The sequence below is a fragment of the Micromonospora sp. WMMD710 genome (assembly GCF_029626045.1).
Lineage (GTDB): Bacteria > Actinomycetota > Actinomycetes > Mycobacteriales > Micromonosporaceae > Micromonospora.
The window spans coordinates 2,744,434-2,770,137 of record NZ_JARUBD010000001.1 but is presented as its reverse complement, the minus strand read 5'-3'; the positions used below and the strand labels follow the sequence as shown (position 1 = coordinate 2,770,137).

Sequence of the window (25,704 nt, the reverse complement as noted above, 5' to 3'; positions counted from 1 at the left end):
GAGATCGGTAGATGACCAAATACCGCAGTTCACCGCAGCTTTCGAGGCGGGGTGTTCTCGCGTCGGCGGGTGCCGGTGCGGCGGCGGCGCTGTTGGGCGCTGCTGGGCGGCCCGGGGTCGCCGAAGCCGCCTTGCCCGGCCGTGCCGGGACGCGGGTCGTGGTGATCGGCGGTGGGATCGCCGGGGTCGCCGCCGCCTGGCTGATGGATGGGAACTGCAATGTGACGCTGCTGGAGGCGGCGTCCACGCTGGGTGGTCACAACGCCACCGTCCAGCTCGACGTCGACGGCCGTCAGGTGGCCGTCGATCTCGGCGCGCAGTTCTTCGGGCCAGCCTCACACCCGATCTATCACAAACTCGTGACGTCGGTTCTGCAGTTGCCGACCGTACCGAACGCCTTGTACAACACCGTCGCGCAGTATGGGGTGCCCACCCCGGTCATGGTCTCACCCTGGGCCGGGCGTCCGATCACCGACGTGCTGCCCTACCTGCCCGGGCTGCAGGCCATCGGCGTGGTCATGGCCGGGGCAATGGACCTGGAAACCCGCCAAGACTGGGATACCACCGTCGCCGACTTCGTCGAGGCATTGGCCATCGATGAAACTCTGAAACAGAACCTTGTTTATCCGTTTGTGGCGTCCTTGAATGGCGCGTCGATCACCCAGGTCAAGGCCTTCTCGGCGCGCGCCGCGTTGGCGCTCGGGGTCCGCCCGCTTGTCGGCGACGGTGCCGAGCAACGGACGGAGTACGTCAACGCACGGGACGGTCTGCAAGCCGTCATCGCGGCGCTCGCCGGTGAGTTCACCACCGTGACCGCGCTGACCAACTCGGCGGCCGTGGGGCTCGGTCGGGACGGCGGGCTGTACCGGGTCGTCGATGCGGTGGGTCGGGTGTACGTCGCGGAGCACGTGGTGCTGGCGCTGCCACCGGAGCCGGCGGCGACGCTTGTCGCTCAGCTACCCGGTGCCGATCCGCTCGTTCGGGCCTACCGTCGCTTCGGGTACATGCCGGCGCGTATCGCCGTGCACCGGGACCCCATCTACATGCCGGCCGCGTCCGCGGACTGGTCGTCGTTCAACATCCTGCGCGACGGCGACTACGCAGAGGCGTCGATCGCCTACCAGCAACTGCGCGGCGACGTCACCCTCTACAAGAGTTGGGCGCTCAACCGCCGGCAGGAGCCGACGCAACTGCTGGCGGAGACGACCTTCCGCCACCCCGTGATCACGCCGGACTTCATCCGGGCGCAGTCCGTGCTGCACGACAGCAACGGCCGCGATGGGCTCTGGTTCGCTGGCAGTCACGTTCTCGACGTGGACAGCCAGGAGAGCGCCCTCGTCACCGCTATCCGGGTGGCCGCCAAGCTGTCTCCGCTCTCAGCGAACCGCCGCCGGCTGGGCACGTTGCCGCCATCACCGGTGATCCCCTGACCATCCGCCGAACCTCGCGTCCTGGTCGGGCAGGGTGCCCCTGAGGGGCTGCGGCGCGTGCGTGGCCGCGGCCCCACACCCGGGCGCGACTTCGACCTGGCCGGCAGGCGGATGGTCTTCGTCGACCCGTCCGACGGCCCTGCTGCGGGACACCCCGGGCAGTTGTGGTCGGCCCAGCGCGGTGAGGGAGGTCCAGGCGGCGACGGCGTCCGGTAACGCGCTGAGCCTGTTGTCATTCAGGTCGAGGGATCTGAGCGAGGTCCAGGCAATGACGGTGTCTGGCAGGGTGTCCAGGTTGTTGTCGGACAGGTCGAGGGCACTCACGCGAGCCGAGCCGGACTCTCGCACAGCAGCTCGGCAAGATCGCCGCTGGTAAGGTCGAGGCCGCCGAGCTTGACATGCCCGTTGGTAGCGGCAGCTGTGCGGTGCCTGGCCTTGACAAGCGCGCCGTCGTCCACGCCGAAGCAGCGTAGTCCCTTGTGCACAGTCGGTATCACCGACCGGGGCGGCCTCGCTGCCTCCGGGCCGCGACCGGGAAGACCCGCTGGCAGGCCGCCGACCGCCGATTGGCCGTGGCTGACCTGCGCTGACCAGGCATAGCGTCGGTGGCATGGAGATCGCACAGGCGCAGCAGTTGTGGAAGCCGGAGCCCGGCTGGTTGAACACCGCCTCTTACGGGTTGCCGCCCAAGCCGGCCTGGACGGCGTTGCAGGACTCCCTCGCCCAGTGGCGTGTCGGCAGCACCTCCTGGGAGGGCTGGGGCGACTCGGTGCAGCGGGCCCGTACCGCGTTCGCCGGCCTGATCGGGGTGCCCGACGTCGATGTGGCGGTCGGGGCGACGGTCTCCCAGATGCTCGCGCCGGTGGCGGCGTCGCTGCCGGCCGGCGCCACCGTGGTCGTTCCGGAGGTCGAGTTCACCTCGAACCTGTTCCCGTGGTTGGTGCAGCAGGAGCGGGGGGTGACCGTCCGCACCGTGCCGGCGGACCGGCTGGCCGACGCCGTCGACGCCGACACGGACGTGGTCGCGTTCAGCCTGGTGCAGTCGTCCGACGGATCCGTCGCCGGGTACGACGAGATCGTGGCCGCAGCCCGCGCGCACGACGCGCTGGTGGTGGTGGACGCGACCCAGGCGTGCGGGTGGCTGCCGTTCGACGGCGGCCGGGCCGACGTGGTGGCCGTGGGCGGCTACAAGTGGCTGATGAACCCGCGCGGCACCGCGTACGCCTATCTCGCCCCCGCGCTGCGCGAGCATCTGCGTCCGGACGCGGCCGGCTGGTTCGCCGGCCAGGACCCGCACGCCTCCTACTACGGCCTGCCGTTGCGGTTGGCCGAGGATGCCCGCCGGTTCGACATCTCGCCGGCCTGGTTCAGTTGGGTGGGCGCGGCCCCGGCCATGGAGTTGGTCGCCGAGATCGGCGTGCCGGCGGTCCAGGCGCACGACGTGGCGTTGGCCAACCGGTTCCTGACCGGCCTGGGTCGGCCGGCGGGGGACAGCGCCATCGTCACCGTCGACGTGCCGGACGCCGAGCAGCGCCTCGCGGCGGCCGGCATCCGGGCGGCGGTCCGGGCCGGCCGGGTCCGCGCCTCGTTCCACCTCTACTCCACTGAGGCGGACGTGGACGCCGCACTGGAGGCGCTGACGGGGTGACCCCGGCTCAGGCCAGGTGACCGCCGATCTTCGTGTACCCGCGCAGCAGGTCCCGAGAGATGATCAGGCGCTGCATCTCGTCGGTGCCCTCGAAGATCCGGTACAGCCGGACCTGCCGATACCAGCGTTCGATGGGCAGCTCGCGGGTGTAGCCCATGCCGCCGTGGATCTGGAGCACCCGGTCGACCACCCGGTTGACCATCCCGGCGCCGTAGAGCTTGCCCATCGACGAGGCGTGCCGGGGGTCCAGGCCCTGATCGACCGTCCACGCAGAGCGCAGCACCAGCCAGCGCGCCGCCTCCAGTTCGGTCTCCGAGTCGGCGATCATCCACTGGATGGCCTGGTTGGTGCCGATCTTCGCGCCGAAGGTCTCCCGGGTGTTGGCGTAGTCGATCGCCATCTGCAGCACCCGCTCGGCGATGCCGATGGCGTGTGACGGGATGGTGTAGCGGCCCTTGCCGATCCACTCCATGCCGAGGGTGAAGCCCTGCCCGATCTCGCCGAGGATGTTGCGGTGCGGCACGCGTACCCCCTCGAAGATGAGCGACGCGGGCCCGCCCTCGCCCATGGTCTGGATGAACTCCGAGCGCCAGCCCATCGCCCGGTCCACCAGGAACGCGGTGGCGCCGCCGTTGCGGGCGCCCTTCTCCCGGTCGGTCACCGCCACCACGATGGCGAAGTCGGCATCGTGGCCGCCGGTGATGAAGGTCTTCTCACCGTCGAGGACCCAGTCGTCGCCGTCGCGCCGGGCCGACAGCCGGATGTTCGCCGCGTCCGACCCGGCGCCCGGTTCGGTGATGGCGAAGCAGGAACGCCGCTCACCCTCGATCGTCGGGATCAGGAACTCCCGCTTCTGCTCCTCGGTGGCGTGGAACAGGATGTTGTCCGCCTCGCCGCCGAAGCGGAACGGCACGAACGTGCGGCCCAGCTCCGTCCAGATCAACGACTGGAGGACGGCCGGCAGGTTCATGCCGCCGTACTCCTCGGGGGTGGCCAGGCCCCAGAAGCCGAACTTGCGGGCCTTGAGTTGCAGCTCGCGCAGCTCGGAGTGGTCCAGGCCGGGCTGGTGCGCCCGTTCCCGGCGGAGCACCTCCGCCTCCAGCGGCATCACCTCGCGGCTGATGAACGACCGGACGGTGTCCCGTACCGCCCGCTCCTCGTCGGTGAGCGAAAAGTCCACGGTGGTCCTCCTGGCGTCGGCACTCCCGGTCACCCTTAAACTAGCGGTGTAAGTTTTGCCGCGTCCAGACCCGGCCGCCGCGACCGCGAGGAGCGCAGTGCCCCGACCCCGTCAGCCCCGGCTCACCCGGCAGCTCATCGTCGAGACCGCCACCGCGCTCATCGACGCCGAGGGCATGCCGGCGTTCTCCACCCGCCGGCTCGCCGCCGAGCTGGGCGTGCGGGGGCCCTCGCTCTACAACCACTTCGCCACCAAGGACGAGATCCTCGACGCGGTCGCCGACACCGTCACCGGCGCCGTCGACACCAGCGGCTTCGTCGGCCGGGACTGGGTCGCGGCACTGCGCGACTGGGCCTGGTCGTACCGGCGCGCGCTCACCGCGCACCCGAACATCGTGCCGTACCTGGCGCAGGGCCCCGGTCGCCGACCGGCCGCCCTCGCCATGGCCGACGCGGTCTACGGCGGCCTCGTCCGCGCCGGCTGGCCGCCCGCGCGGGCCACCCACATCGGCGCGGCACTGCGCTACTTCGTGGCCGGGTCGGCGCTCGGCTCGTTCGCCCGCGGCTTCGTCGAGGACCCCGAGCTGTACGCGGCGCACTACCCGCACCTGCGTCAGGCGCACCGGCTCGCCGAACACCAGCAGAGCGTCGACGAGGGCGCCTTCGCCCTCGGCCTGGACGCCCTGCTGCACGGACTGGCCGCCGAGTACGCCCGCACCGTCGACCCGGTGGAGTCCGGCCGGCCCAGCGGGTAGCGTCCAAACTCCCAGCGCTAGTTTCACCGCCGCCGCCAACCCCGCCGTCGCCATCGCCCCACCCCCGAAGGGACGCCATGGACCTCGCCGCCCCGCCGTCGCAGCTGCCCGACGCCCTGCGCCTCCGGCGCCACCTGCACATCGGCGGCGAGTGGGCCTCTCCCGCCGGCACCGACGTGACCGACGTGGAAGCCCCGAGCACCGGCGAGCTGATCGGGCAGGTGCCCGCCGGCACGGCAGCCGATGTGGACCGTGCCGTGGCGGCCGCCCGCGCCGCGTTCCCGGCCTGGGCCGCCACCGCGCCCGCCGAACGCGCCGCGCACCTCGACCGGCTGCACGCCGCGCTCGCCGCGCGGGCCGACGACCTCGCCCGCACCATCGCCGTTGAGCTGGGCGCCCCGCTGAAGCTCGCCACCCGGGTGCAGGTCGGGCTGCCACTGACCGTGCTGCGCGACCACGTCACGCTCGCCGCCCGCCCAGCGGTCGAGGAGAGCATCGGCAACTCCCTCGTGGTCCGCGAGCCGATCGGCGTGGTCGGCGCGATCACCCCGTGGAACTACCCGCTGCACCAGGTGATGGCGAAGCTCGCGCCCGCGCTGGCCGCCGGCTGCACGGTGGTGCTCAAGCCCAGCGAGCTGACCCCGTTGACCGCGTACCTGCTCTTCGACGCGGTCACCGAGGCGGGCCTGCCACCGGGTGTGCTCAACCTGGTCCCCGGCACCGGGCCGGTGGTCGGCGAGGCCCTGGCCGGGCATCTCGACGTCGACCTGGTCTCGTTCACCGGTAGCACCGCCACCGGCTCGCGGATCATGCGTCTCGCCGCCGACCGGATCGCCCGGGTGTCCCTGGAGCTGGGCGGCAAGTCCGCCAACCTGATCCTGCCCGACGCCGACCTGGCCACCGCCGTCAAGGTGGGCGTCGGCAACGCCCTGCTCAACTCCGGGCAGACCTGCACGGCGTGGACCCGGATGCTGGTGCACCGCGACCGGTACGACGACGCGCTCGACCTGATCGCCACGGCGGTGGCCGGCTACCGGCTCGGCGACCCGTTCGACCCGGCCACCCGGCTCGGCCCGCTGGTCTCGGCGGCCCAGGCCGAGCGGGTCCGCGGCCACATCGACCGGGCCCTGGCCGACGGCGCCCGGCTGGTCACCGGCGGCCCCGACGCACCCGTGCCGGCCCGGGGCCACTTCGTCGCCCCGACCGTCTTCGCCGACGTGCACCCGGACAGCGCGCTCGCCCAGGAGGAGGTGTTCGGCCCGGTGCTCGCCATCCTCCCGTTCACCGACACCGACGAGGCGGTCGCCATCGCCAACAACTCGCGCTACGGGCTGGCCGGCGCGGTCTGGTCCGCCGACACCGACGCGGCGCTCGCGGTGGCGCGGCGGCTGCGTACCGGCGCCGTCGACATCAACGGCGCACCGTTCAACCCGCTCGCCCCGTTCGGCGGTTACAAGCAGTCCGGCCTCGGCCGCGAGTTGGGGGTGCACGGCCTCGCCGAGTTCTCCGAGCTGAAGGCGATCCAGCGATGACCGGCCCCGAGCTGTCCCGGGCCATGCCGGCGGGCCGCGCCGAGCTGTCACTGGCCGTGCCGGCGGGCGACAGCGAGCCGGGGGGCGGCATCGAGCCGGCGGCCGCGCCGGTCACCGTCCGCGCGCTCGTCGCGCGCGGGTCCGGTGCCGAGTTGCGGGTCGAGCGGGTACGCCTGCCCGCGCCCGGTCCCGGCGAGGTGCGGGTGACGATCCGCGCCGCCGGCGTGTGCCATTCGGATCTGTCCATGGTGAACGGGACCATCGCCGCGAGGTTCCCGTTGGTGCTCGGGCACGAGGCGACCGGCGTGATCGCCGAGACCGGCCCCGGCAGCAGCCTGGCGGTCGGCACCCCGGTGGTGCTCAACTGGGCGCCGGCCTGCCGGGCCTGCTGGTGGTGCCGACGCGGCGAGCCGTGGCTCTGCGCCGACACCACGGCCCCGACCGTGCCGCGCGGCGAGACCGACGACGGCGTACCGCTGCACCTGACCCTCGGCCTCGGCGCGCTCGCCGAGGCGGTGGTGGTGCCCGAGCGTGCCGTCATCCCCGTGCCCGCCGGGCTGCCGCCCGAGCGCGCCGCGCTGCTCGGCTGCGCGGTGCTCACCGGCGTCGGCGCGGTCCGTAACACCGCACGGGTGGCGCCCGGCGAGTCGGTGGCGGTCGTCGGCCTCGGTGGGGTCGGCCTCGCCGTGCTGACCGCCGCCCGTCGGGCCGGTGCCACGACGATCCTGGCCATCGACGTCGCCGAGGCGAAACGGGAGCTGGCCCTCGCCGCCGGCGCGACCGACTTCCTGCTCTCCGACGACCGGCTCTCCAAGGAGGTCCGGGCGCGCACCGAGGGTCGGGGCGTCGACCACGCCTTCGAGTGCGTCGGCCGCGCCGCCACCATCCGCGCCGCCTGGCGGCTGACCCGGCGCGGGGGAGCGGTGATCGTGGTCGGCATGGGCGCGAAGGACGACATGGTCAGCCTCGGCGCGCTCGACATCTTCCACTCCGCCCGTACGCTGCGCTCCTCGGTGTACGGCTCGTCCGACCCGGACCGGGAGGTGCCGGCGCTGGCTGCCGAACTGTCCGACGGTGTGCTGGATCTGCGTGTGCTGGTCAGCGGCACGATCTCGTTGGACGAGGCACCCATGGCGTTCGACCGGCTGGCCCGGGGTGAGGGCGCTCGCTGGGTGGTCACCCTGAGCTGAGTCGAACAGGTTCGCGATCGACTGAGTTGCGCTCGCCGGCACGTCCCGCTCCGCTCCGGGGCCGGGTGATCAGTCCGTTGCGGCCTCGCATACCTAGCAGTACTATGCATCATGCTTCTAGGGTTTAGGGCGGGGTGAGGCCCCATGAAGGTCGCTAAGGATCTGGTGGCCGCCTCGGCGACACCGATGGTGCTCGGCATCCTGACCGAGGGCGAGAGCTACGGCTACGCCATCCTCCGGCGGATCAACGAGCTGTCGGGGGGTGAGCTGAGCTGGACCGAAGGGCTGCTGTACCCATTGCTGCACCGGCTCGAGCGCCTGGGTCTCGTGGAGTCGAGCTGGCAGGCGGTCGCCGGCGAGCGGAAGCGCAAGTACTACCGCATCACCGACACGGGCCGGGCTGAGCTGGCCGAGCAGCGCCGGCAGTGGGCCACCGTCGTGGGCGCGCTCAAGGAGATCTGGCATGACCGTGCGCCGCTGACGGTGAACCCGCTGGAGGGTCTGGCATGACGGCGCACGACGGGCCCGAGGAATTGGAAGCGCAGTTCGCGCAGTGGCGCCAGTACGTGCTTCGCCGTAGGGAGCTGCAATCGTCGGACGCCGACGAACTCGAAGATCACCTTCGTGGCTCGGTGGACGAGCTCGTCGCAGCAGGGCTGAGCCCGGACGAGGCCTTCCTGGTCGCGGTCAAGAGGATGGGCAGCCTCGACGAACTCTCCCGCGAGTTTGCCCGCGAGCATTCGGAACGGCTATGGAAGCAACTGGTGCTGACCGGGGACGCGGATAACCCGGTCGCTGCCACGCGCTCGCGGCGGGACCTGTGGGCCATGCTCGCCTGCGCGGCGGGCGCGGTGGCGTCCGTCAAGGTGCCAGCGCTGTTCGGGCTGACCTTCGACGACGACGGCTCGTTCTACGCGCGGAACTTCACCCTGTTCGCGCTGCCCTGGCTTGCGGCGTTCCTGGCCTGGCGGCGTGGAGCCCGACGGCCGATGATCGCGACGTTGGCGGCGCTGTTCGCTCTCGGCGTCGTGGCCGCCAACGTCTACCCGCTGGCAGACGACTCGCAGTCCATTGTCGTCACCAGCCTCCACCTTCCCATCGCCCTGTGGCTCGTGGTCGGTCTGGCCTACGTCGCCGACGACTGGCGCTCCTCCCGTCGTCGCATGGACTTCATCCGCTTCACCGGCGAATGGTTCATCTACGTCGTCCTCATGGGGCTCGGCGGCGGCGTCCTCTCCGCGCTCCTGTTCAACACCTTCGACGCCATCGGCGTCGATGCGGAGGAGTTCATCTCGCAATGGCTCCTGCCCTGCGGCGCCGCGGCCGCGGTCGTCGTGGCCGGGTGGCTCGTCGAAGCCAAGCAGAGTGTCGTCGAGAACATCGCGCCGGTCCTCACGCGCCTGTTCACCCCGCTCTTCACGGCCGCCCTCGTCGCGTTCCTCGTGGCCGTCGTCTGGACCAGCCACGGCATCGACGTCGAGCGCGAAGCGCTGATCCTGTTCGACGTCCTGCTGGTCGTGGTGCTGGGGCTGCTGCTTTACTCGCTCTCGGCCCGCGATCCGCTGGCCCCGCCCGGCCCGTTCGACAAACTCCAACTCGCGCTCGTGGTCAGCGCGTTGGCCATCGACGTGCTGGTCCTGCTGGAGATCACCGGGCGTATCACCGACGAGTACGGCAGCACGCCCAACCGGGCGGCCGCGCTCGGCGAGAACGTCATTTTGCTCGTCAACCTCGCCTGGTCGGCGTGGCTCCTGCTGACCTTCATCCGCCGGCGTACGCCGTTCGCGTCGCTCGAACGGTGGCAGACCAGCTACCTGCCGGTGTACGCCGCGTGGGCTTGGATCGTGGTTCTCGTCTTTCCCCCACTGTTCACCTACGCCTAGGCGTAGCGCTCCTCGGTCCACGGGTCGTCCGACCCGGGACCGGGGAGCGCCGGCGCTGGCTGCCACATTGGGGTTCATCAACCACCTGGTTGACAGTTCGTCGCACCGATGCTGAACTATCAACCAACCACTTGGTTGGGGATGGTGGGGGATGACTGAACAGCTCGACCGCCGACAGGCGCTGGTCCAAGCGGCATTTTCGGCGATCGCCGAGGGTGGCTTCGAAGGGTTCCGGCTGCGACCGATCGCTGCCGCGGCCGGCATCGATCACTCCACCCTGCACCACTACTTCCGCACCAAGGCCGACCTGATCGCCGCAGTGCTCGAGCACGTGACCACACAATTCGAGGCGACGATACACAACGACCTGGACCCCGCCGCCCGATTGCGGCAGCACCTCAGCGAGATCGCCACCGCCGTCGCGGAACGACCCGAGCTGTTCATCGTGCTCGACGAGCTCGATCTTCGCGCTCGACGTGACGAGTCCACCGGGCTCGCCATCGAGCGCGACGAACAGGGGTGGCGCGACGCACTCGCGGCGATCTTCACCGAAGGCGTCGCGCGGCACGTCTGGTCGGTGAGCCTCGACGTCGCTGCCAGCGTCGAGCTGGTGATCGCCACCGTCAAAGGCATTCGCCTGCGTCCCGACAGGGCCGAGTCGGTCGTCAACCAACTGTGCGATCTCTTCGCACCAGAGGGAGCCACCCATGATTGACGTGCTCATCGTCGGCGGTGGGATCGGCGGCCTCGCTCTCGCCCAGGGTCTGCGGAGACACGGCATCGCCGTCACCGTGTACGAGCGTGACCGGCGCCGCGACGAGCGGGTGGACCGTTACCGGCTCGCCATCAACCCGGCCGGGAGCCGGTCGCTGCGTGCCTGCCTGCCCGACCGGCACTGGCAGGCGTTCACGGACACCGCGGGCCGACCCGGCGGCGGTTTCGGATTCCTGGGCACCGACCTGCGCACGCTCGTCCTCGTCGAGGACGCGGTCATGTATCCCGCCGATCCCGACCCCGCCGAGCGGGCCTACCCGGTTGACCGTCAGACGCTGCGTGGCGTTCTCCTCGACGGACTCGACGACGCCGTGCACTACGACAAGGCGTTCGAACGCTACGAGCTCGCCGCTGACGGACGCCCCACCGCGCACTTCACCGACGGAACGTCCGCCAGCGGCGACGTCCTGGTCGGCGCCGACGGGATCAATTCCCGGGTACGCGCGCAGTACCTGCCGGCCGCCACCCAGCGGGATGCCGGTGCGGTGGGCGTCGGGCTCAAGTTGCCGCTGAACGACGACACCCGAGCCTGGTTGCCCGCCCGGCTGGCGGAGGGCATGAACCTCATCCTGACCGGTGCGCCGCACTTCCTGTTCACCTCCGTGTTCGAACGGCAGGAGCCGACGGGGGACGACTATCTGCTGTGCGCGTTCGTCGCCCGCAACGACCTGTTCCCCTCGCGCCCGGAGCGCCTCGACGGCCAACGGCTGAAGGCGTACGTCGCCGAGCTGATCACGGACTGGCACCCCGCGCTACGCCAGATGGTCGACGAGTGTCCACCGCACGAGGTGAGCGCGTTTCCGTTCCAGGCGTCCGACCGTCCCGCACCCTGGGCGCCCTCGCGGGTCACCGTGCTCGGTGACGCCGTGCACGGCATGCCACCGGCCGGCGGTAACGGCGCCAACACCGCACTGCGCGACGCCGCCCTGCTCACCCGCCAGTTGTCGCTGGCCGACGGCGGGCACCTGCCGCTGCTGGACGCGATCGGCGACTACGAGACCGAGATGCGCGAGTACGGATTCCACGCCGTCGAACTGGCCATGAGGACCCTGCGGCAGGGCCTGACGAGCAACCCGGTGACCGTGGGTCTGACCCGTGGCTGGTTCAGCCTCTGCGGCATCGCGGCACCGCTGCGCCGGATGACCTTCGGCGCGAGCTGGGCCGAGATCAGTGCGCCCCGCCGGTGGGAGCGCTCCGCCTGACGAGCGCTTGCCTCACTTGCCGGTGACGATGCCGGGGTTGATGCAGAGCCCCGGGTTGGCCCCGTTCTTCTCGGCGATCTCCAGGCAGCGGGTCACCTTGTCGACCTTCGCGTTGGTCTCGGTGATCTGCTTGGAGATCTCGGCGTTCTTGCGGTCCTGCTCCAGGTTGCGGGTCTGCGCCAGCTTGTCCTGGAACGCCTTGATGTTGCCCTCGGTCTTGTCGTCGTGGTTCACGCGGGTGATGGTCACCGAGAGGATGTCGACGTCGGTGGCGAGCCGGGTCTCCGCGCTGGTCTTGATGTTGGCGGCGAACGGTTTCAGGTCGACGTTGAGGTCGCCGGTCTGCGCGTCGATCTTCTCCAGGGGGTTGTACGCGGCGAAGGCGTCGTTGACCGCGCTGTCCAGTTGCACGCCCACCCGCTGGCCCCGGAAGCTGTCGAAGTCTCCCTTGTAGTCCATGAACTGCTTCGGCGCGTTCTCCGGCTTGACCTGCCACTCGATGAGCACCTCGACGCACGCGTCGGCGAGCGTGCCGGTGCGCACCCGTACGCAGGTGTCGCCACCGATGTGGTCGTACTTCTGTCGGCCCGCGTCCCACTCGCCGACCTTCTGCCAGGGGGCCACCCACTTCAGGCCCGAGCCGGTCACCTCGCCGGTGGGCTTGCCGAAGCTGGTCACGATGCCCACCGAGCGGATCGGTACGGAGTGGGCGCTGGAGGTGACACCGACCAGCAGCGTGAGGGCGAGGAAGCCGAGCGCCGCGAGGGCGCCGATCCGCTTCAGGGACCGCGCGGGGGCGACGAGTGCGAGGACGGCGCAGACGACCAGGGCGACGGCGAAGACGATCGCCATGGTGAAGCCGACGGGCATGGGTTGGGGGCCTTTCCTCGGGCTGTCTGGATCATCAAGGTAGAGCGTCCGGTCAAGTCCGCGCCGGCGACAGGTGGTGGCCGCGCACGTCTTTACCGGGCTGAATATGGATCGCATCGACATGGCTCGACTCGCGCGACCGGCCGTAGGTTTCCTCCACGCGACGGGCATGTGACCACGGTCACCGGATCGACCGTCGCCGTGACCGTGCGGAGGATGAGGCGATGGCCGGGCAAGCGCTCCTGTCGGCCCGCGGGCTGACCCGGGACTTCCGGGGCTTCCGGGCGGTCGACGATGTCGACCTCGACGTCGCGCCGGACAGCGTGCACGCGCTGGTCGGCCCCAACGGTGCCGGCAAGACCACCCTGTTCAACCTGCTCACCGGGTTCCTCGCACCCAGCGGCGGGCGGATCGAACTGGCCGGGCGGGACGTCACCGGGCTGCCCCCGGAGCAGGTGGCACGGCTCGGCGTGGCCCGCTCGTTCCAAATCACCAGCCTCTTCCCGCAACTGTCCGCACGGGAACACGTGGCGCTGGCGTTGCAGTCGTCGAGCGGGCTGGGCTGGCGGTTCTGGCGCTCGGCGAAGCTGATGGGCCGCTACACCGAGCGGGCCGACGAGCTGCTGGCCATGGTGGGGCTGGCCGACCTGGCGGAGGCCCCCTCCGCAGCCCTCGCGTACGGCCGCAAGCGGGCCCTGGAGCTGGCCGTCGCGTTGGCGTTGGACCCGAAGGTGCTGCTGCTCGACGAGCCGACCGCCGGCATGGGGCTGGAGGACGTCGACCGCACCGTCGAGCTGATCAGCCGCGTCCGCGAGGGTCGGACCGTGGTGATGGTGGAGCACAACATGAGCGTGGTCGGCCGTCTCGCCGACACCGTCACCGTGCTGCAGGCCGGCAGGGTCCTCGTCGAGGGCCCGTACGAGCAGGTTCGCGCCGACGAGCGTGTGATCACCGCCTACCTGGGAGCCGCCGATGCTGCGCATTGAGAATCTGTCCGCCTTCTACGGTGAGGCGCAGGTGCTGCGGGACGTCAGCCTCCAGGTGTCCGCCGGCGAGGTGGTCACCCTGGTCGGGCGCAACGGCGCCGGCAAGTCCACCCTGCTGCGCTGCGTGATGGGGCTGCATCCCGGTCAGCGCGGCACGGTGGAGTTGGACGGGCGCGACATCGGCAGGCTGCCGGCCCACAAACGGGCCCGCCTCGGGTTGGGTTGGGTGCCCGACGACCGGGGCAGCTACGCCACGCTGACCGTCACCGAGAACCTCACGCTGCCGCCGACCGTCGGCCCGGACCCGTGGTCGCTGCAGCGGGTGTACGACGCGTTCCCGGCCCTCTACACCCGGCGGGACTCGGCGGCCACCATGCTCTCCGGAGGCGAGCAGCAGATGCTCGCGCTGGCCCGGGTGCTGCGGATGGGCGCCCGGCTGCTGCTCTGCGACGAGCCCACCGAGGGGCTGTCGCCACTGCTGGTGCAGCAGGTCGGCGACCTGCTGCGCGAGGCCAAGCAGCACGGGGTGACCGTGCTGCTGGTCGAACAGAACCTGCACTTCGCCACCGGTGTCGCCGACCGGCACTACCTGCTGGCCGAGGGACGTGTCGCCGAGGCGATGGACAACTCCGAGGTGCGCTCGCGTGAGCGCGAACTGCTCGCGTACCTCGGGATCTGATTTCTCTCAACGACGATCCGCGCGACGACGCGCGGGATGGATGGAGTGGGCATGCGCAGGACGGTGGGTGTGGCCGCGGCGTCGGCCGCGGTGGTGCTGGTCGCCGGTTGCGGCGGCGGTGGCCCCCAGTCGGGCGGCGAGGGGAAACTGACCGGCGACAAGATCGTGCTGGGCGTGCTCAACGACCAGTCCGGGGCGTACTCGGAGTTGTCCGGTAAGAACTCGGTGACGGCGGTGGAGATGGCCATCGCCGACTTCACCGCGAAGTACGGCGACAAGGCGGTGACCAAGGACATCACCGTGGAGACCGCCGACCACCAGAACAAGCCGGACGTGGCGAACTCCAAGGCCCAGGAGATGTACGACCGTAAGGGCGTCGACCTGATCCTCGACGTGCCCACCTCGTCGGCGGCGCTGAAGGTCGCCGACGTGGCGAAGGAGAAGAAGAAGCTCTACTTCAACATCGGCGCGGCGACCACCGACCTGACCGGCAAGAGCTGCAACAGGTACACCTTCCACTACGCGTACGACACGTACATGCTGGCCAACGGCACGGGGAAGACCACCACCGAGCAGATCGGCAAGAACTGGTACATCCTGTACCCGAATTACGCCTTCGGTCAGGACATGGAGAAGAGCTTCTCCACCGCGATCACGGCGGCCGGCGGCAAGGTCGTCGGCAAGGACGGCGCGCCGTTCCCGAACACCAGCGGCGACTTCTCCACCTTCCTGCTCAAGGCGCCGACGCTGAACCCGAAGCCGGACGTGCTGGGCACCATGCAGGCCGGCGCGGAACTGGTCAACGTGGTCAAGCAGTACAACGAGTTCAAGCTGCGCGACAAGGGCGTCGGCCTGGCGGTGGGGCTGATGTTCCTCACCGACATTCACTCGCTCACCCCGGCGGCGCTGGCCGGCACCACGTACACCGACGCCTGGTACTGGAACTTCGACGCGAAGAACCGGGAGTTCGCCGACCGGTTCCAGCAGAAGGCCGGCACCCGGCCGACGTTCGCGCACGCGGCCAACTACTCGGCGGCGTTGCAGTACCTGGAGGCGGTGCAGGCCGCCGGCACCGACGACGCGGACGCCGTGGTCAAGGGCCTGGAGGGCAAGACGGTCGAGGACGTCTTCCTGCGCAATGGCACGATCCGCGCAGAGGACCACCGGGTGGTGCACGACGCGTACCTGGCCCAGGTGAAGCCGCAGTCCGAGGTCACCGAGCCGTGGGACTACGTGAAGGTGCTCAAGACCATCCCCGCCGCGGAGGCGTTCCGCGCGCCGTCCGCGGACTGCAAGCTATGAGTGGTTTCGCGCAGAACACGTTCAACGGGCTGGTGAGCGGGGCGTTCTACGCCCTGCTCGCCCTCGGGCTCGCGGTCATCTTCGGCATGCTGCGGGTGGTCAACTTCGCGCACGGCGCGTTCTACATGCTCGGCGCCTTCGGGGCGTACGTGCTGCTCACCGAGGCGGGTGTGCCGTTCTGGGCGGCCCTGGTGATCATGCCGGTGGGGCTGGGTCTGCTCGGCATGGCGCTCGAACGGGCCGTGATCCACCGGCTGACCAAGCTGGATCCGCTCTACAACTTCCTGCTCACCTTCGGCCTGACGCTGATCCTGCAGGACCTCGTGAAGCTGCGCTACGGCGTGCAGTCCAGCCCGTACGCCACCCCGTCGGGCTTGAGTGGGACGGTGAACTTCGGGTTGTTCGACTTCCCGACCTACCGGGTGTTCATCCTCGGCTTCGCGGTGCTGCTCTGCGTCGCGGTGTGGTGGGTGCTCACCCGGACCCGGATCGGCGTGGTGGTCCGCGCGTCCACCGAGCGGCCGGATCTGACCCGCGCGTTCGGCATCGACGTCGGGCGCTGGGTCACCCCGGTCTTCGGCTTCGGCATCGGGCTGGCCGGCCTGGCCGGGGTGCTGGCCGCGCCGATGCGCGCGGTCAACCCGCTGATGGGCGCCGACCTGATCATCGTGGTCTTCGCGGTGGTGGTGATCGGTGGGCTGGGCTCGATCTTCGGTTCGGTCGCCGCCGGCTTCGGCATCGGCCTGGTGCAGGCGTGGGGCGAGGCGTACCTGTCGCACTTCCCGATCGTGTCGCAGACGATCGTCTTCATCGTGATGGCCGGTGTGCTGCTCTGGCGTCCGGCCGGGCTGTTCGGCCGTGAGGAGGCGCCGGCATGACCAGTACCGTGGACACGCCCGCCGACGCGTCCCGCCCGGCCCCGCCGTCCGGGCTGGTCGCCGTCGCCCGCGCCCCCGGCTGGGTGCGCTACGCGCTGCTCGCCGTCGGGCTGGCCGTCGCGGCGTGGCTGCCCAACGGCCTCTACCCGGCGGTGGCGGTGGACATCCTCTGCTGGGCGTTGTTCGCCGTGGCGGTGGACCTGCTGCTGGGCTTCACCGGGTTGATGTCGTTCGGGCACGCCGCGTTCTGGGGCACCTCGGCGTACGTCACCGGGTTGGTGGCCATCCACGCCGGCCTGCCGTTCCCGCTCGCCGTGCTGGCCGGGGCGCTCGCCGCGGCCGTCCTCGCCGTGCCGATCGGGTACCTGGCGGTCAAGCGGACCGGCATCTACTTCGCGATGGTGACCCTGGCCTTCGCGCAGATGGTCTACTACGTCGCCAACGAGTGGCGGTCGGTCACGCAGGGCGAGAACGGGCTGCAGGGCGTGCCCCGCGAGTTCTTCGGCGCCGATCTCACCGACGACTACTACTTCTACTACGCGATCCTGCCGATCGTGCTGCTCGGGCTGGCCGCGGCCTGGCGGATCGTGCACTCGCCGTTCGGCCGGGTGCTGGTCGGCATCCGGGACAACCCGGCCCGGGCCCGGGCGCTGGGCTATCCGGTGCACCGCTACAAGCTGACCGCGTTCGTCCTCTCCGGTTTCATCGCCGGCCTCGGCGGTGGGCTGTTCGCGGTCGGCCACCGCTTCGTCTCGCTGGACGTGCTGCACTGGACCACCTCCGGCAAGGCCGTCATCGTGGTGGTGCTCGGTGGGATCGGCACCCTCTGGGGCGGGGTGCTCGGCGCCGCCATCGTCGTGCGCCTGGAGGACTGGTTGTCGTTCTCCGGGTTCGAGGCGATCGGCCTGGTCACCGGCGGCATCTTCGTCCTCGTGGTGGTGCTGTTCCGGCGCGGCATCTGGGGCAGCGCCGCCACGCTGGCGCAGCGGCTGGCGGCCCGCCGCCGGTAAATCCGGCGCGGGCGCATCCGCCGCGCGCCGTCGGAGCGAACCCCCGGGTAGAGACCGTCTACCCGGGGGTACGTCTGTGCTGACCGATCCGATGCCGGCCGAGGCCGTGGAGACCGCGCACAAGCGGGTCCGCCTGGCGGCCGAGGACCTGGACGGTAACCGTGTCGCCACGCTGATGCTGGAACTGGCCGACGAGTGGGGCGTGCCGGCCGTGTGGGAGCGGGTCTGCCAACCGCTGCTGGGCCGGCTGTCCGGGCGTAGCGCCACCGAGATCGCCATCGAGCGCGCCCTGTGCGAGGGCGTCCGGGTCGGATTGGACGTGCACCGCCGGGAGCCGGGCCGGTCGCTGCCCACCGGCGGGGTCCTGCTCGCCGGCGCCGAGATGGAGGCGCACGCTCTCGGCCTGCACGCGCTCGCCGCGGCGCTGCGGGAGCAGGGACGCGGCTGTCTGCACCTCGGCCCCGCGCTGCCCTGGTCGGCGTTGGCCAGCGCGGTGCGCAGGGCCCGGCCGCACACCGTCGTGCTCTGGTCGCAGACGCCGGTCACCGGCCGCGCGTACCGCCTGGTGCGGTTCGCCCGGGACTTTCCGTTCCTGCGGGTGTACGGCGCCGGGCCGGGCTGGATCGAGCCGCCCGGCGTTCCGGCGAGCCACCTGGGCACGTTGCCGGCCGCCGTCGACGCCTGCCTGGCCGCCCGCTGAACCCGCCGTACGGGGAGTGACGCCCACCACATGCGATACGGATCGGTTCCGTATCGTTAATGCCGCCCGTAGTCTGTTCGCAGTTACGAGTCTGGCCCGTCTCGAATTCTGTGGCGGGTGAAACCGGGGGGAGAACCGGGCATGGAACTGCACGACAACACGGGACACCCGAGGAGGTGGGCGATCCTGGGGGTGCTGGTGATCAGCCTCCTCGTGGTCGTCCTCGACAACACGATCCTCAACGTCGCCCTACGCACCCTGGCCGACCCGGTGCACGGCCTCGGTGCCAGCCAGGGCGAGCTGGAGTGGTCCATCAACTCCTACACGCTGGTCTTCGCCGGACTGCTGTTCACCTTCGGGGTGCTCGGCGACCGCGCCGGCCGCAAGCGCTTCCTGATGATCGGGCTGGCGCTGTTCGGCCTGGCGTCACTGCTCTCCGCGTACGCCGACAGCCCCGCGCAGCTCATCGCGGCCCGCGCCCTGATGGGGGTCGGCGGCGCGGCCATCATGCCGGTGACGCTCTCGATCATCTCCAACGTGTTCGACCCGCGCGAGCGCGGCCGGGCCATCGGCGTCTGGGCCGGAGCGGTCGGCCTGGCCGTGGCGATCGGCCCGATCCTCGGCGGCACGCTGCTGGAGCACTTCTGGTGGGGCTCGGTCTTCCTGATCAACGTCCCGGTGGTCGTCGCCGGCGTGGTCCTGGTGGCACTGCTGGTCCCCGAGTCGCGTGACCCGCGCCCCGGCCGCGTCGACCTGCTCGGCGTCCTGCTCTCCGTGGTCGGCCTGGTGGCTCTCTCCTACGGCATCATCGACGGTGGTGAGCACGGCTTCGACCGTCCGGTGGCCTGGGGCTCGATCCTGGTGGGCATCGCGGTGCTGGCCTGGTTCGTGCGGCACGAGCTCCGCTCCGACCACCCGTCGCTGGACGTCCGGCTGTTCAAGGTGCCGCGCTTCGCCGCGCCGGTGGCGATCGTCGGCCTGGTGTTCTTCGCCGCGATGGGCGTGATGTTCTTCAGCTCGTTCTACCTGCAGCTGGTGCGCGACTACAGCCCGCTGCAGACCGGCCTGCTCTTCCTGCCCTTCGCCGGCGCCCAGCTGATCTTCGCGCCGCGCAGCGCCGCGATGGTCCGCCGCCACGGCGGTCGGGCGGTCGCCGCCGTCGGGCTGGGGCTGACCGTGGTGGCGCTGGCCGCGTTCGCCTTCATCGGCGCGTCCACCCCGATCTGGGTCGTGCTCGTCGTCTTCTTCATCCAGGGCGTCGGAATGGCCAACATCATGCCGCCGGCCACTGAGTCGATCATGTCGGCGCTGCCCCGCGAGAAGGCCGGCGTGGGCTCCGCGGTGAGCAACACCGTCCGCCAGGTGGCCGGCGCGCTCGGCGTGGCGGTCCTCGGCTCGGTGCTCTCCGCGGTCTACCGCAGTGACATCGGCGACGCGCTGACCGGCCTGCCCGCACAGGCTCGTGACGCGGCCGACGAGTCCATCTCCGGGGCGTACGCGGCGGCCGGGCAGCTCGGTCCGGCGGCGCCGACGCTGATCTCGGCGGCCAACGACGCCTTCGTCACCGCCATGCACTGGGCGGCGGCCCTGTCCGCGGTGGTCGCGGCGCTCGGGATGCTGGTGGTGCTGCGGTGGATGCCGGGTCGCGAGGCCCTGGCTCCGGCTTCGGCGGCACCCGCCACCGAGCCCGAGTTGGCCGGCATGGCCTAGGTTCGGCGACAATGTCGGACATGACGTCCACTGCCGACGCTCCGCGGTCGCCCGGGCGACCGCGGAGCGTCCGCGCCGATGAGGCGATCATCGAGGCCACCCTCGACCTGCTCGCCGAGGGCAGCACCATCGAGGCGCTCTCGATCGAGGCGATCGCCGCCCGCGCCGGAGTCGGCAAGGCCACCATCTACCGCCGCTGGGCCGGTAAGGAAGCACTACTGCTGGACGCGCTGCGCCGGCTCAAGGGCATCATGGCGCAGCCCGAGGGGCACTCGGTCCGCGACGACCTGATCCTGCTGGTCGGCGCGGTCGGCAAGAACGTCGACCCGCGCGCATCGAAGATCATGCCGTGTCTGGTGCCCGAGGTGAACCGCAGTCCGGACCACTTCCGGCTCTACCAGAACATCATCTCCCCGCGTCGGCAGCTGATGCGCGAGGTGCTGCGGCGTGGCATCGACGAGGGCCTGCTCCGGCCCGACATCGACGTGGAGGTCACCATGGCGCTGCTCACCGGCCCGATGCTGATCCAACGGGTGCTGCAGTGGAACCCGGAGCTGGACGCGAAGACCCTGCCGGCGCAGGTCGTCGACGCCGTCCTGGACGGGATCCGCGCCCGCTGACCGGCCCGCGCCGCCCCGGTGGGTCAGCCCGCCGGGGCGCGCAGGCGGTGCAGGCGCAGCGCCAACTGCACCTCCAGCGCCCGCTCCGGCCGCTGCCAGTCCGCGCCGAGCAACTGCCCGACCCGCTCCAACCGCTGGGTCACCGTGTTGACGTGCACGTGCAGCTGCTCGGCGGCCCGGGCCAGGCTGCCGCCCACCCCGAAATACGCCTCCAGGGTCTTGACCAGCGCCGTCCCGCGCCGGGCGTCGTAGTCGACCACCGGCCCCACCGTGGCGGTGAGGAACTGGGTCACGTCCTTCTCACCCCGGTCACCCACCGTGCCCAGCAGCAACCCGACGAAGCCCAGCTCCGCGGTGCTCGCCCCCTGACCGGCCCGCCCCAGCGCCCCGAGCGCGGTGAGGCACCGGTCCGCCTCGTGGAACGTGCCGGCCAGCGCCGTCGGCCCGGTGGCCGGTCCGCTCGCACCGGCGGTCACCGGGCGGCCGGTCACCCGGGACAGGTCCCGGGCCACTGCCCGGGCGCTGCCACCGGCGTCCTGGCCGGGCAGCATCAGGACGACCCGACCGTCGCGCGCCGCCGCCAGCCCGCCCCGCGCCGAGGCGTACGTGGTGGCCCACGACAGCACCCGCTGCCGGGCCGAGCCCGTCGCCGCGATCGCGTCGTCGTCCACCGCCACCAGCACGTGCGGTGCGTCCAGGTCCACCCCGAGCCGGCGCGCCCGGCTGCGCAACGCGTCGGTGTCGCGCAACGGCCGGGCGATCAGGTCGTCCAACAGCTCGCCGCGGACCCGACCCTCCGCCTCCGCCACGGTCCGCCGGAACAGCAGCAGCAGCGCGGTCACCAGCGCCGCCCGCTCCAGGATCCGCTGGTCGGCGTCGACCAACTCGTCGTCCGGGCGCAGCACCAGGGCACCCAGGTTCTCCGCGCCCGCCACCACCGCCGCGTACCACAGTGGACCGCGGCGCACGCTGCGCCCCTCGGTACGCGAGGCGGCCACCGCCTCGACGATGTCCGTCCGATCCGGCTCGTTGATCTCACCCACCCGGGCCAGCAGCCGCCCCTCGGCGTCCAACGCCAGCAGCGCCCCGCCCAGCACCTCGGTCACCGCGGCGGCCACGTCCTCCACCCCGCCGCCCCGCAGCACCAACGCGGTCATCCGGTCGTGCGCCGCCGCGGCCCGCTCCACCGAGCTGCTGTGCGCCCGGATCGTGGTGTTCGCCGCCGACAGCTCGGCCAGCGCCGAACGCGTCTCGGCCAGCAACCGGGCGGTGTCGATCGCCACCGCGGCGTGCGCGGCGAGGGACACCAGCAGCGCCACCTCCTCCCGGGCGAACGGTCGGGCGGAGCGGTTGGCCGCGTAGAGCACTCCGATCGAGGTGGACCCGAGCCGCAGCGGCACCCCGAGGATCGCCACCAGGCCCTCCTCGCCGACCCCGGCGTCGATCTCCCCGGTGTGGTGGAAACGCTCGTCCTCGCCGTAGTTCGCCGTGACGTACGGGGCGCCGGACTGCGCCACCAGACCACCCAGGCCCGCGCCCATCGGCAGCCGCAGCCGCTGGAAGCGGGCCGAGACCGACCCGTCGGTCACCCGCATGTAGGTGTCGCCACGCTCGTCGTCGTTGAGCGTCATGTAGGCCACGTCGGCGCTGAGCAGGTTGCGGGCCCGGTGCACGATCGCCCGCAACACGTCGTCCAGGTCGCGCAGCCCGGCCAGATCGCTGACCGTGTCGTACAGGCCGGACAGCTCGGTCTCCCGGCGGCGGCGGCGCTCCAGCAGCGCGCGGACCCGCAGCGCCACGGCCTTGGCCTGCTCCAGCTCGGCCAGCCGGTCGGCGGACACCCCGGCGGCCCGCGCGGCCACCAACGGTCCCTCGAACTCGACCGGAGCGGCCTCACGGGCGAGCAGCTCCAGGAACTCCACCGGCGACGACATGGTCGACATTGTGCTCGGGCGCACTAGTTGGCCGTCCAGCCCCCGTCGAGGGCGATCGACGCGCCGGTGATGAAGGCCGCCGGCGGCGAACAGAGGTACGCCAGAAGCTCCGCCACCTCGTCCGGCTCGATCAGCCGCTTGATCGCGGCCCGGGCCAGCATGATCTTCTCGACCACCTCGGCCTCGTCGATGCCGTGGCTGGCCGCCTGATCGGCGATCTGGCTCTCCACCAGCGCCGTCCGCACGTACGCCGGGTTGATGCAGTTCGCGGTCACCCCGTGCGCGGCGCCCTCCAACGCCACCACCTTCGACAGCCCCTCCAGGGCGTGCTTGGCCGACACGTACGCCGCCTTGTACGGCGAGGCGCGCAGCCCGTGCACCGAGGAGATGTTGACGATCCGGCCCCAGCCGCGGGCGTACATGTGCGGCAGCGCGCGACGGATCAGCAGGAACGGCGCCTCGACCATCACCCGCTGGATGTACTCGAAGCGTTCGACGGGGAAGTCCTGCAGCGGGGCGACGTGCTGGAGCCCGGCGTTGTTGACCACGATGTCCACGTCCACGTCGAGTCGGTCCACCGCGGCGGGGTCCGCCAGATCCACCCCCTCGGCCCGACCGCCGGCCTCGGCGGCCACCGCCTTGGCCGCATCCAGGTTGCGGTCCACCACGAGCACCTTGGCGCCGGCCGCGCCCAGACGCAGCGCGCACGCCCGCCCGATGCCGCTGCCGCCCCCGGTGACCAGGGCGGTGCGACCGGCGAGGTCGACCTGTACGACGTGGGGGACCGCCACGGGTTCTGCCGTCATGGCGCAAGAAGTTACGAGCTGTGTGCTCTCCGGCACATGGGCCGGCAACACATACTCCGTACCAAAGCTGTGTGGCCCGCCCGCCCCGCCGCCCGCCCCGCGGCCCCGCCGCGCCTCGCGCCCTGCAAGATCGTGCTACATCCAGGATGTAGTGGCTTACCGGCGCTTCGTGGCCACTACATCCTGGTTCGAGCATGACCTTGCCAGCTGTCGGCCCCCGACGCCCGGGCGTGAGGGCGCGAGGGCGCGGGGGGCGTGTCCCGTGGGGCTGGTGGGAAGGCCGACGGTTAGGGTGTCGAACACACGTACTGCTGAGGGTTGGGGAGGGGGCGGCGTGCGCGTACTCGGAGTCGACCCGGGCTTGACCCGGTGTGGGGTGGGCGTGGTCGAGGGCGTCCCCGGCCGGCCCTGCACCCTGGTCGCCTACTACGTGGTCTACACCGACCCGGCGGACGACCTGGCCCTGCGCCTGCTGCACCTGGACCGGTCGCTCGGCAAGCTGGTCGCCGAGCACCAGCCGGAGAGTGTCGCCGTCGAGCGGGTGTTCAGCCAGCACAACGTGCGTACGGTGATGGGCACTGCGCAGGCCAGTGGCATCGCCGTGCTGGCTGGAGCGCGCGCCGGGTTGCCCGTGCAGACGTACACACCGAGTGAGGTGAAGGCGGCCGTGACCGGGTCCGGTCAGGCCGACAAGGCGCAGATGACCGCGATGGTGACGCGACTGCTGCGACTGGCCGAGCCGCCGAAGCCGGCCGACGCCGCGGACGCGCTCGCCCTGGCCATCTGCCACGTGTGGCGCGGCGGGACGCGCTCCAAGCTGGCGGCGGCGGCCGACCGGGCACGACGAGGAGGAACGCGATGATCGCCAGCGTGCGTGGCACGGTGACCGCGACGGGTCCGGACCAGGCGGTGATCGAGGTCGGCGGGGTGGGCCTGGCCGTGCACTGCGCGCCCGGGACGCTCGCCGAGCTGCGGGTCGGTCAGACCGCGCGACTCGCCACCAGCCTGATCGTCCGGGAAGACTCGCTGACCCTGTACGGCTTCGCCGACGACGACGCCAAGGCGCTGTTCGAGCTGCTCCAGACCGCCAGTGGGGTCGGCCCCCGGCTGGCCCAGGCGGTGCTGGCGGTGCACACCCCGGACGCGGTCCGCAAGGCGATCGCCAACGCCGACACGGGCGCGTTGACCCGGGTGCCCGGGATCGGCAAGAAGGGCGCCGAGCGCCTGGTGCTGGAGCTGCGCGACCGGATCGGCCCGGTGCCGATCGGCGCCGACGGCGTGGCCGGGGTGACCGGCGGCGGCTGGTCCGAGCAGGTCCGCCAAGCGCTGGTCGGGCTGGGCTGGACGGCCGGGCAGGCCGACCAGGCGGTGGCCGCCGTCGCGGAGACCATCGACGGTCCGACACCGCCCGTGCCGGTCCTGCTCAAGCAGGCCATCCGCCTGCTGGGCCGGACCCGATGAGCGAGACCGACGGCCTCGTCTCGGCGTACGTGAGCGACGCGGATCTGGACGCGGAGGCCACGGTACGGCCGAAACGGCTGTCCGAGTTCATCGCCCAGGATCGGGTGCGTGACCAGCTCGACCTGTTGTTGCAGGGCGCGATGCGGCGGGGTTCGCCGCCGGACCACATCCTGCTCTCCGGTCCACCGGGCCTGGGCAAGACGAGTCTGGCGAACATCGTCGCCGCCGAGCTGGGTGCGGGCATCCGGGTGACCAGCGGCCCGGCGATCGAACGCTCGGGTGACCTGGCCGCGATCCTGACCAGCCTGGCCGAGGGCGACGTGCTCTTCATCGACGAGATTCACCGGATCGCGCGCCCGGCCGAGGAGCTGTTGTACAGCGCGATGGAGGACTTCCGGGTCGACGTGGTGGTCGGCAAGGGTCCGGGCGCTACCGCGATCCCGTTGGACGTCGAGCCGTTCACCCTGGTCGGGGCGACGACCCGCTCGGGTCTGCTGACCGGGCCGATGCGGGACCGGTTCGGTTTCGTCGCGCACCTGGACTTCTACGCCCCGGCCGACCTGGAGACGCTGCTGCACCGTTCGGCCCGGATCCTGGGTGTGCCGATCACCGCCGACGGCGCGTCCGAGATCGCGGGCCGGTCCCGGGGCACCCCGCGGATCGCCAACCGGCTGCTGCGCCGGGTCCGCGACTACGCCGAGGTCCGGGCCGACGGCGTGGTCACTCTGAAGACCGCCCGTGCCGCCCTGCTGGTGTACGACGTGGACGCGCTGGGCCTGGACCGGCTGGACCGGGCGGTGCTGACCGCGCTTGTCGACTCGTTCCGGGGTGGCCCGGTGGGGTTGTCGACGCTTGCCGTGGCGGTGGGGGAGCAGCCGGACACGGTGGAGGAGGTCTGCGAGCCGTTCCTGGTCCGGGCTGGCCTGCTGGCACGGACGCCGAGGGGGCGGGTGGCCACCGAGGCGGCTTGGCGGCACCTGGGGCGAACTCCACCGAATGGTACATTTGGTGTAGATGTCCCTCCCGCGCCCGATCTGTTCTCGTTGGACACCGATCAGCCGTGATGTGAACGTGATCTGTGCCGCATTCGGTGTTCTCAGGTGCAGGGATTAGACTTCGCCGCGGTCTGTACAGGACGTGAGATTCCGCCTCCGC

Annotated in this window: 26 protein-coding genes; 20 read left to right on the top strand and 6 right to left on the bottom strand. The window is 71.4% G+C overall.

What is annotated here, in order from left to right; translation table 11 throughout:
* The first annotated feature begins 11 nt into the window (after positions 1–11).
* Positions 12–1,430 carry an FAD-dependent oxidoreductase gene (locus tag O7620_RS12715; RefSeq protein ID WP_278123177.1) on the top strand — a complete coding sequence of 473 codons (1,419 nt, stop codon included), beginning with the start codon at positions 12–14 and terminating at the stop codon, positions 1,428–1,430.
* On the opposite strand, the gene O7620_RS12710 is transcribed toward O7620_RS12715, so the two are convergent.
* Together O7620_RS12710 and O7620_RS12705 are read right to left on the bottom strand one after the other, a co-directional pair.
* A complete protein-coding gene (locus O7620_RS12710; RefSeq protein ID WP_192580138.1) occupies positions 1,413–1,754 on the bottom strand; it encodes a hypothetical protein in 342 nt (113 codons plus the stop codon). The two genes, O7620_RS12715 and O7620_RS12710, sit on opposite strands and share 18 nt — an antisense overlap.
* Positions 1,751–1,888: a hypothetical protein gene (locus O7620_RS12705; RefSeq protein ID WP_278123176.1), complete on the bottom strand. Its 138-nt coding sequence runs from the start codon at positions 1,886–1,888 to the stop codon at positions 1,751–1,753. The genes O7620_RS12710 and O7620_RS12705 overlap by 4 nt, the downstream gene beginning before the upstream one ends.
* A gap of 152 nt (positions 1,889–2,040) precedes the next feature.
* Between O7620_RS12705 and O7620_RS12700 the strand changes: the two genes are divergently transcribed.
* Positions 2,041–3,078: an aminotransferase class V-fold PLP-dependent enzyme gene (locus O7620_RS12700; protein ID WP_278123175.1), complete on the top strand. Its 1,038-nt coding sequence runs from the start codon at positions 2,041–2,043 to the stop codon at positions 3,076–3,078.
* A gap of 7 nt (positions 3,079–3,085) precedes the next feature.
* On the opposite strand, the gene O7620_RS12695 is transcribed toward O7620_RS12700, so the two are convergent.
* Positions 3,086–4,258: an acyl-CoA dehydrogenase family protein gene (locus O7620_RS12695; protein ID WP_151488385.1), complete on the bottom strand. Its 1,173-nt coding sequence runs from the start codon at positions 4,256–4,258 to the stop codon at positions 3,086–3,088.
* Positions 4,259–4,355: 97 nt separating this feature from the next.
* Between O7620_RS12695 and O7620_RS12690 the strand changes: the two genes are divergently transcribed.
* The 7 genes from O7620_RS12690 (at position 4,356) to O7620_RS12660 (ending at position 11,593) form a co-directional block, all read left to right on the top strand.
* Positions 4,356–5,012: a TetR/AcrR family transcriptional regulator C-terminal domain-containing protein gene (locus O7620_RS12690; protein WP_278123174.1), complete on the top strand. Its 657-nt coding sequence runs from the start codon at positions 4,356–4,358 to the stop codon at positions 5,010–5,012.
* A 77-nt stretch (positions 5,013–5,089) separates the two neighbouring features.
* Entirely contained in the window at positions 5,090–6,544 is a 1,455-nt protein-coding gene (locus O7620_RS12685; protein ID WP_278123173.1) for an aldehyde dehydrogenase family protein, read from the top strand.
* The gene (locus O7620_RS12680; RefSeq protein ID WP_278123172.1) at positions 6,541–7,734 is read left to right on the top strand and encodes a zinc-binding dehydrogenase; all 1,194 of its coding nucleotides are present in this window, start codon (positions 6,541–6,543) and stop codon (positions 7,732–7,734) included. Before O7620_RS12685 ends, O7620_RS12680 begins: the two co-directional genes overlap by 4 nt.
* A 144-nt stretch (positions 7,735–7,878) precedes the next feature.
* A complete protein-coding gene (locus O7620_RS12675; RefSeq protein WP_278123170.1) occupies positions 7,879–8,244 on the top strand; it encodes a PadR family transcriptional regulator in 366 nt (121 codons plus the stop codon).
* Positions 8,241–9,617, top strand: coding sequence for a permease prefix domain 1-containing protein (locus O7620_RS12670; protein ID WP_278123169.1), 1,377 nt, complete (start codon positions 8,241–8,243; stop codon positions 9,615–9,617). Before O7620_RS12675 ends, O7620_RS12670 begins: the two co-directional genes overlap by 4 nt.
* Positions 9,618–9,768: 151 nt before the next feature.
* Positions 9,769–10,332 carry a TetR/AcrR family transcriptional regulator gene (locus tag O7620_RS12665; protein WP_278123168.1) on the top strand — a complete coding sequence of 188 codons (564 nt, stop codon included), beginning with the start codon at positions 9,769–9,771 and terminating at the stop codon, positions 10,330–10,332.
* Positions 10,325–11,593 (top strand): FAD-dependent monooxygenase, encoded by a 1,269-nt coding sequence (locus O7620_RS12660; protein ID WP_278123167.1) that lies wholly within the window; start codon positions 10,325–10,327, stop codon positions 11,591–11,593. Before O7620_RS12665 ends, O7620_RS12660 begins: the two co-directional genes overlap by 8 nt.
* A gap of 12 nt (positions 11,594–11,605) precedes the next feature.
* On the opposite strand, the gene O7620_RS12655 is transcribed toward O7620_RS12660, so the two are convergent.
* Positions 11,606–12,463, bottom strand: a complete 858-nt coding sequence (locus tag O7620_RS12655; RefSeq protein ID WP_151488391.1) for an SPFH domain-containing protein — start codon at positions 12,461–12,463, stop codon at positions 11,606–11,608.
* Positions 12,464–12,687: 224 nt separating this feature from the next.
* Here O7620_RS12655 and O7620_RS12650 point away from each other — a divergent pair, with 224 nt between their 5' ends.
* The 8 genes from O7620_RS12650 (at position 12,688) to O7620_RS12615 (ending at position 20,348) form a co-directional block, all read left to right on the top strand.
* Complete coding sequence (locus tag O7620_RS12650; RefSeq protein ID WP_278123166.1) at positions 12,688–13,449, top strand: ABC transporter ATP-binding protein; 762 nt, start codon at positions 12,688–12,690, stop codon at positions 13,447–13,449.
* On the top strand, positions 13,436–14,128 hold the full coding sequence (locus tag O7620_RS12645; RefSeq protein ID WP_151488393.1) for an ABC transporter ATP-binding protein: 693 nt from the start codon (positions 13,436–13,438) through the stop codon (positions 14,126–14,128). The genes O7620_RS12650 and O7620_RS12645 overlap by 14 nt, the downstream gene beginning before the upstream one ends.
* A 51-nt stretch (positions 14,129–14,179) precedes the next feature.
* Complete coding sequence (locus tag O7620_RS12640; protein ID WP_278123165.1) at positions 14,180–15,430, top strand: ABC transporter substrate-binding protein; 1,251 nt, start codon at positions 14,180–14,182, stop codon at positions 15,428–15,430.
* Positions 15,427–16,308, top strand: coding sequence for a branched-chain amino acid ABC transporter permease (locus tag O7620_RS12635; RefSeq protein WP_278123164.1), 882 nt, complete (start codon positions 15,427–15,429; stop codon positions 16,306–16,308). The genes O7620_RS12640 and O7620_RS12635 overlap by 4 nt, the downstream gene beginning before the upstream one ends.
* Entirely contained in the window at positions 16,305–17,318 is a 1,014-nt protein-coding gene (locus O7620_RS12630; RefSeq protein WP_278123163.1) for a branched-chain amino acid ABC transporter permease, read from the top strand. The genes O7620_RS12635 and O7620_RS12630 overlap by 4 nt, the downstream gene beginning before the upstream one ends.
* Positions 17,319–17,394: 76 nt before the next feature.
* Positions 17,395–18,018, top strand: a complete 624-nt coding sequence (locus O7620_RS12625) for a transcriptional regulator (protein ID WP_278123162.1) — start codon at positions 17,395–17,397, stop codon at positions 18,016–18,018.
* A gap of 141 nt (positions 18,019–18,159) precedes the next feature.
* Positions 18,160–19,728, top strand: a complete 1,569-nt coding sequence (locus O7620_RS12620) for an MFS transporter (RefSeq protein WP_278123161.1) — start codon at positions 18,160–18,162, stop codon at positions 19,726–19,728.
* 11 nt (positions 19,729–19,739) lie between these two features.
* The gene (locus O7620_RS12615; protein ID WP_278123160.1) at positions 19,740–20,348 is read left to right on the top strand and encodes a TetR/AcrR family transcriptional regulator; all 609 of its coding nucleotides are present in this window, start codon (positions 19,740–19,742) and stop codon (positions 20,346–20,348) included.
* A 23-nt stretch (positions 20,349–20,371) separates the two neighbouring features.
* Here the strand turns inward: O7620_RS12615 and O7620_RS12610 are convergent, their stop codons facing one another.
* Complete coding sequence (locus O7620_RS12610; RefSeq protein ID WP_151488399.1) at positions 20,372–22,291, bottom strand: helix-turn-helix domain-containing protein; 1,920 nt, start codon at positions 22,289–22,291, stop codon at positions 20,372–20,374.
* 14 nt (positions 22,292–22,305) lie between these two features.
* Positions 22,306–23,088, bottom strand: coding sequence for a 3-hydroxybutyrate dehydrogenase (locus tag O7620_RS12605; RefSeq protein ID WP_151488400.1), 783 nt, complete (start codon positions 23,086–23,088; stop codon positions 22,306–22,308).
* Positions 23,089–23,422: 334 nt separating this feature from the next.
* Between O7620_RS12605 and ruvC the strand changes: the two genes are divergently transcribed.
* The 3 genes from ruvC to ruvB are packed head-to-tail and all read left to right on the top strand — an operon-like array spanning position 23,423 to position 25,613.
* Positions 23,423–23,950, top strand: coding sequence for a crossover junction endodeoxyribonuclease RuvC (ruvC, locus tag O7620_RS12600; RefSeq protein WP_278123159.1), 528 nt, complete (start codon positions 23,423–23,425; stop codon positions 23,948–23,950).
* Positions 23,947–24,549 carry a Holliday junction branch migration protein RuvA gene (gene ruvA / locus O7620_RS12595; protein WP_278123158.1) on the top strand — a complete coding sequence of 201 codons (603 nt, stop codon included), beginning with the start codon at positions 23,947–23,949 and terminating at the stop codon, positions 24,547–24,549. The genes ruvC and ruvA overlap by 4 nt, the downstream gene beginning before the upstream one ends.
* Positions 24,546–25,613 carry a Holliday junction branch migration DNA helicase RuvB gene (gene ruvB, locus O7620_RS12590; RefSeq protein WP_151492088.1) on the top strand — a complete coding sequence of 356 codons (1,068 nt, stop codon included), beginning with the start codon at positions 24,546–24,548 and terminating at the stop codon, positions 25,611–25,613. The genes ruvA and ruvB overlap by 4 nt, the downstream gene beginning before the upstream one ends.
* The last annotated feature ends 91 nt before the right edge of the window (positions 25,614–25,704 follow it).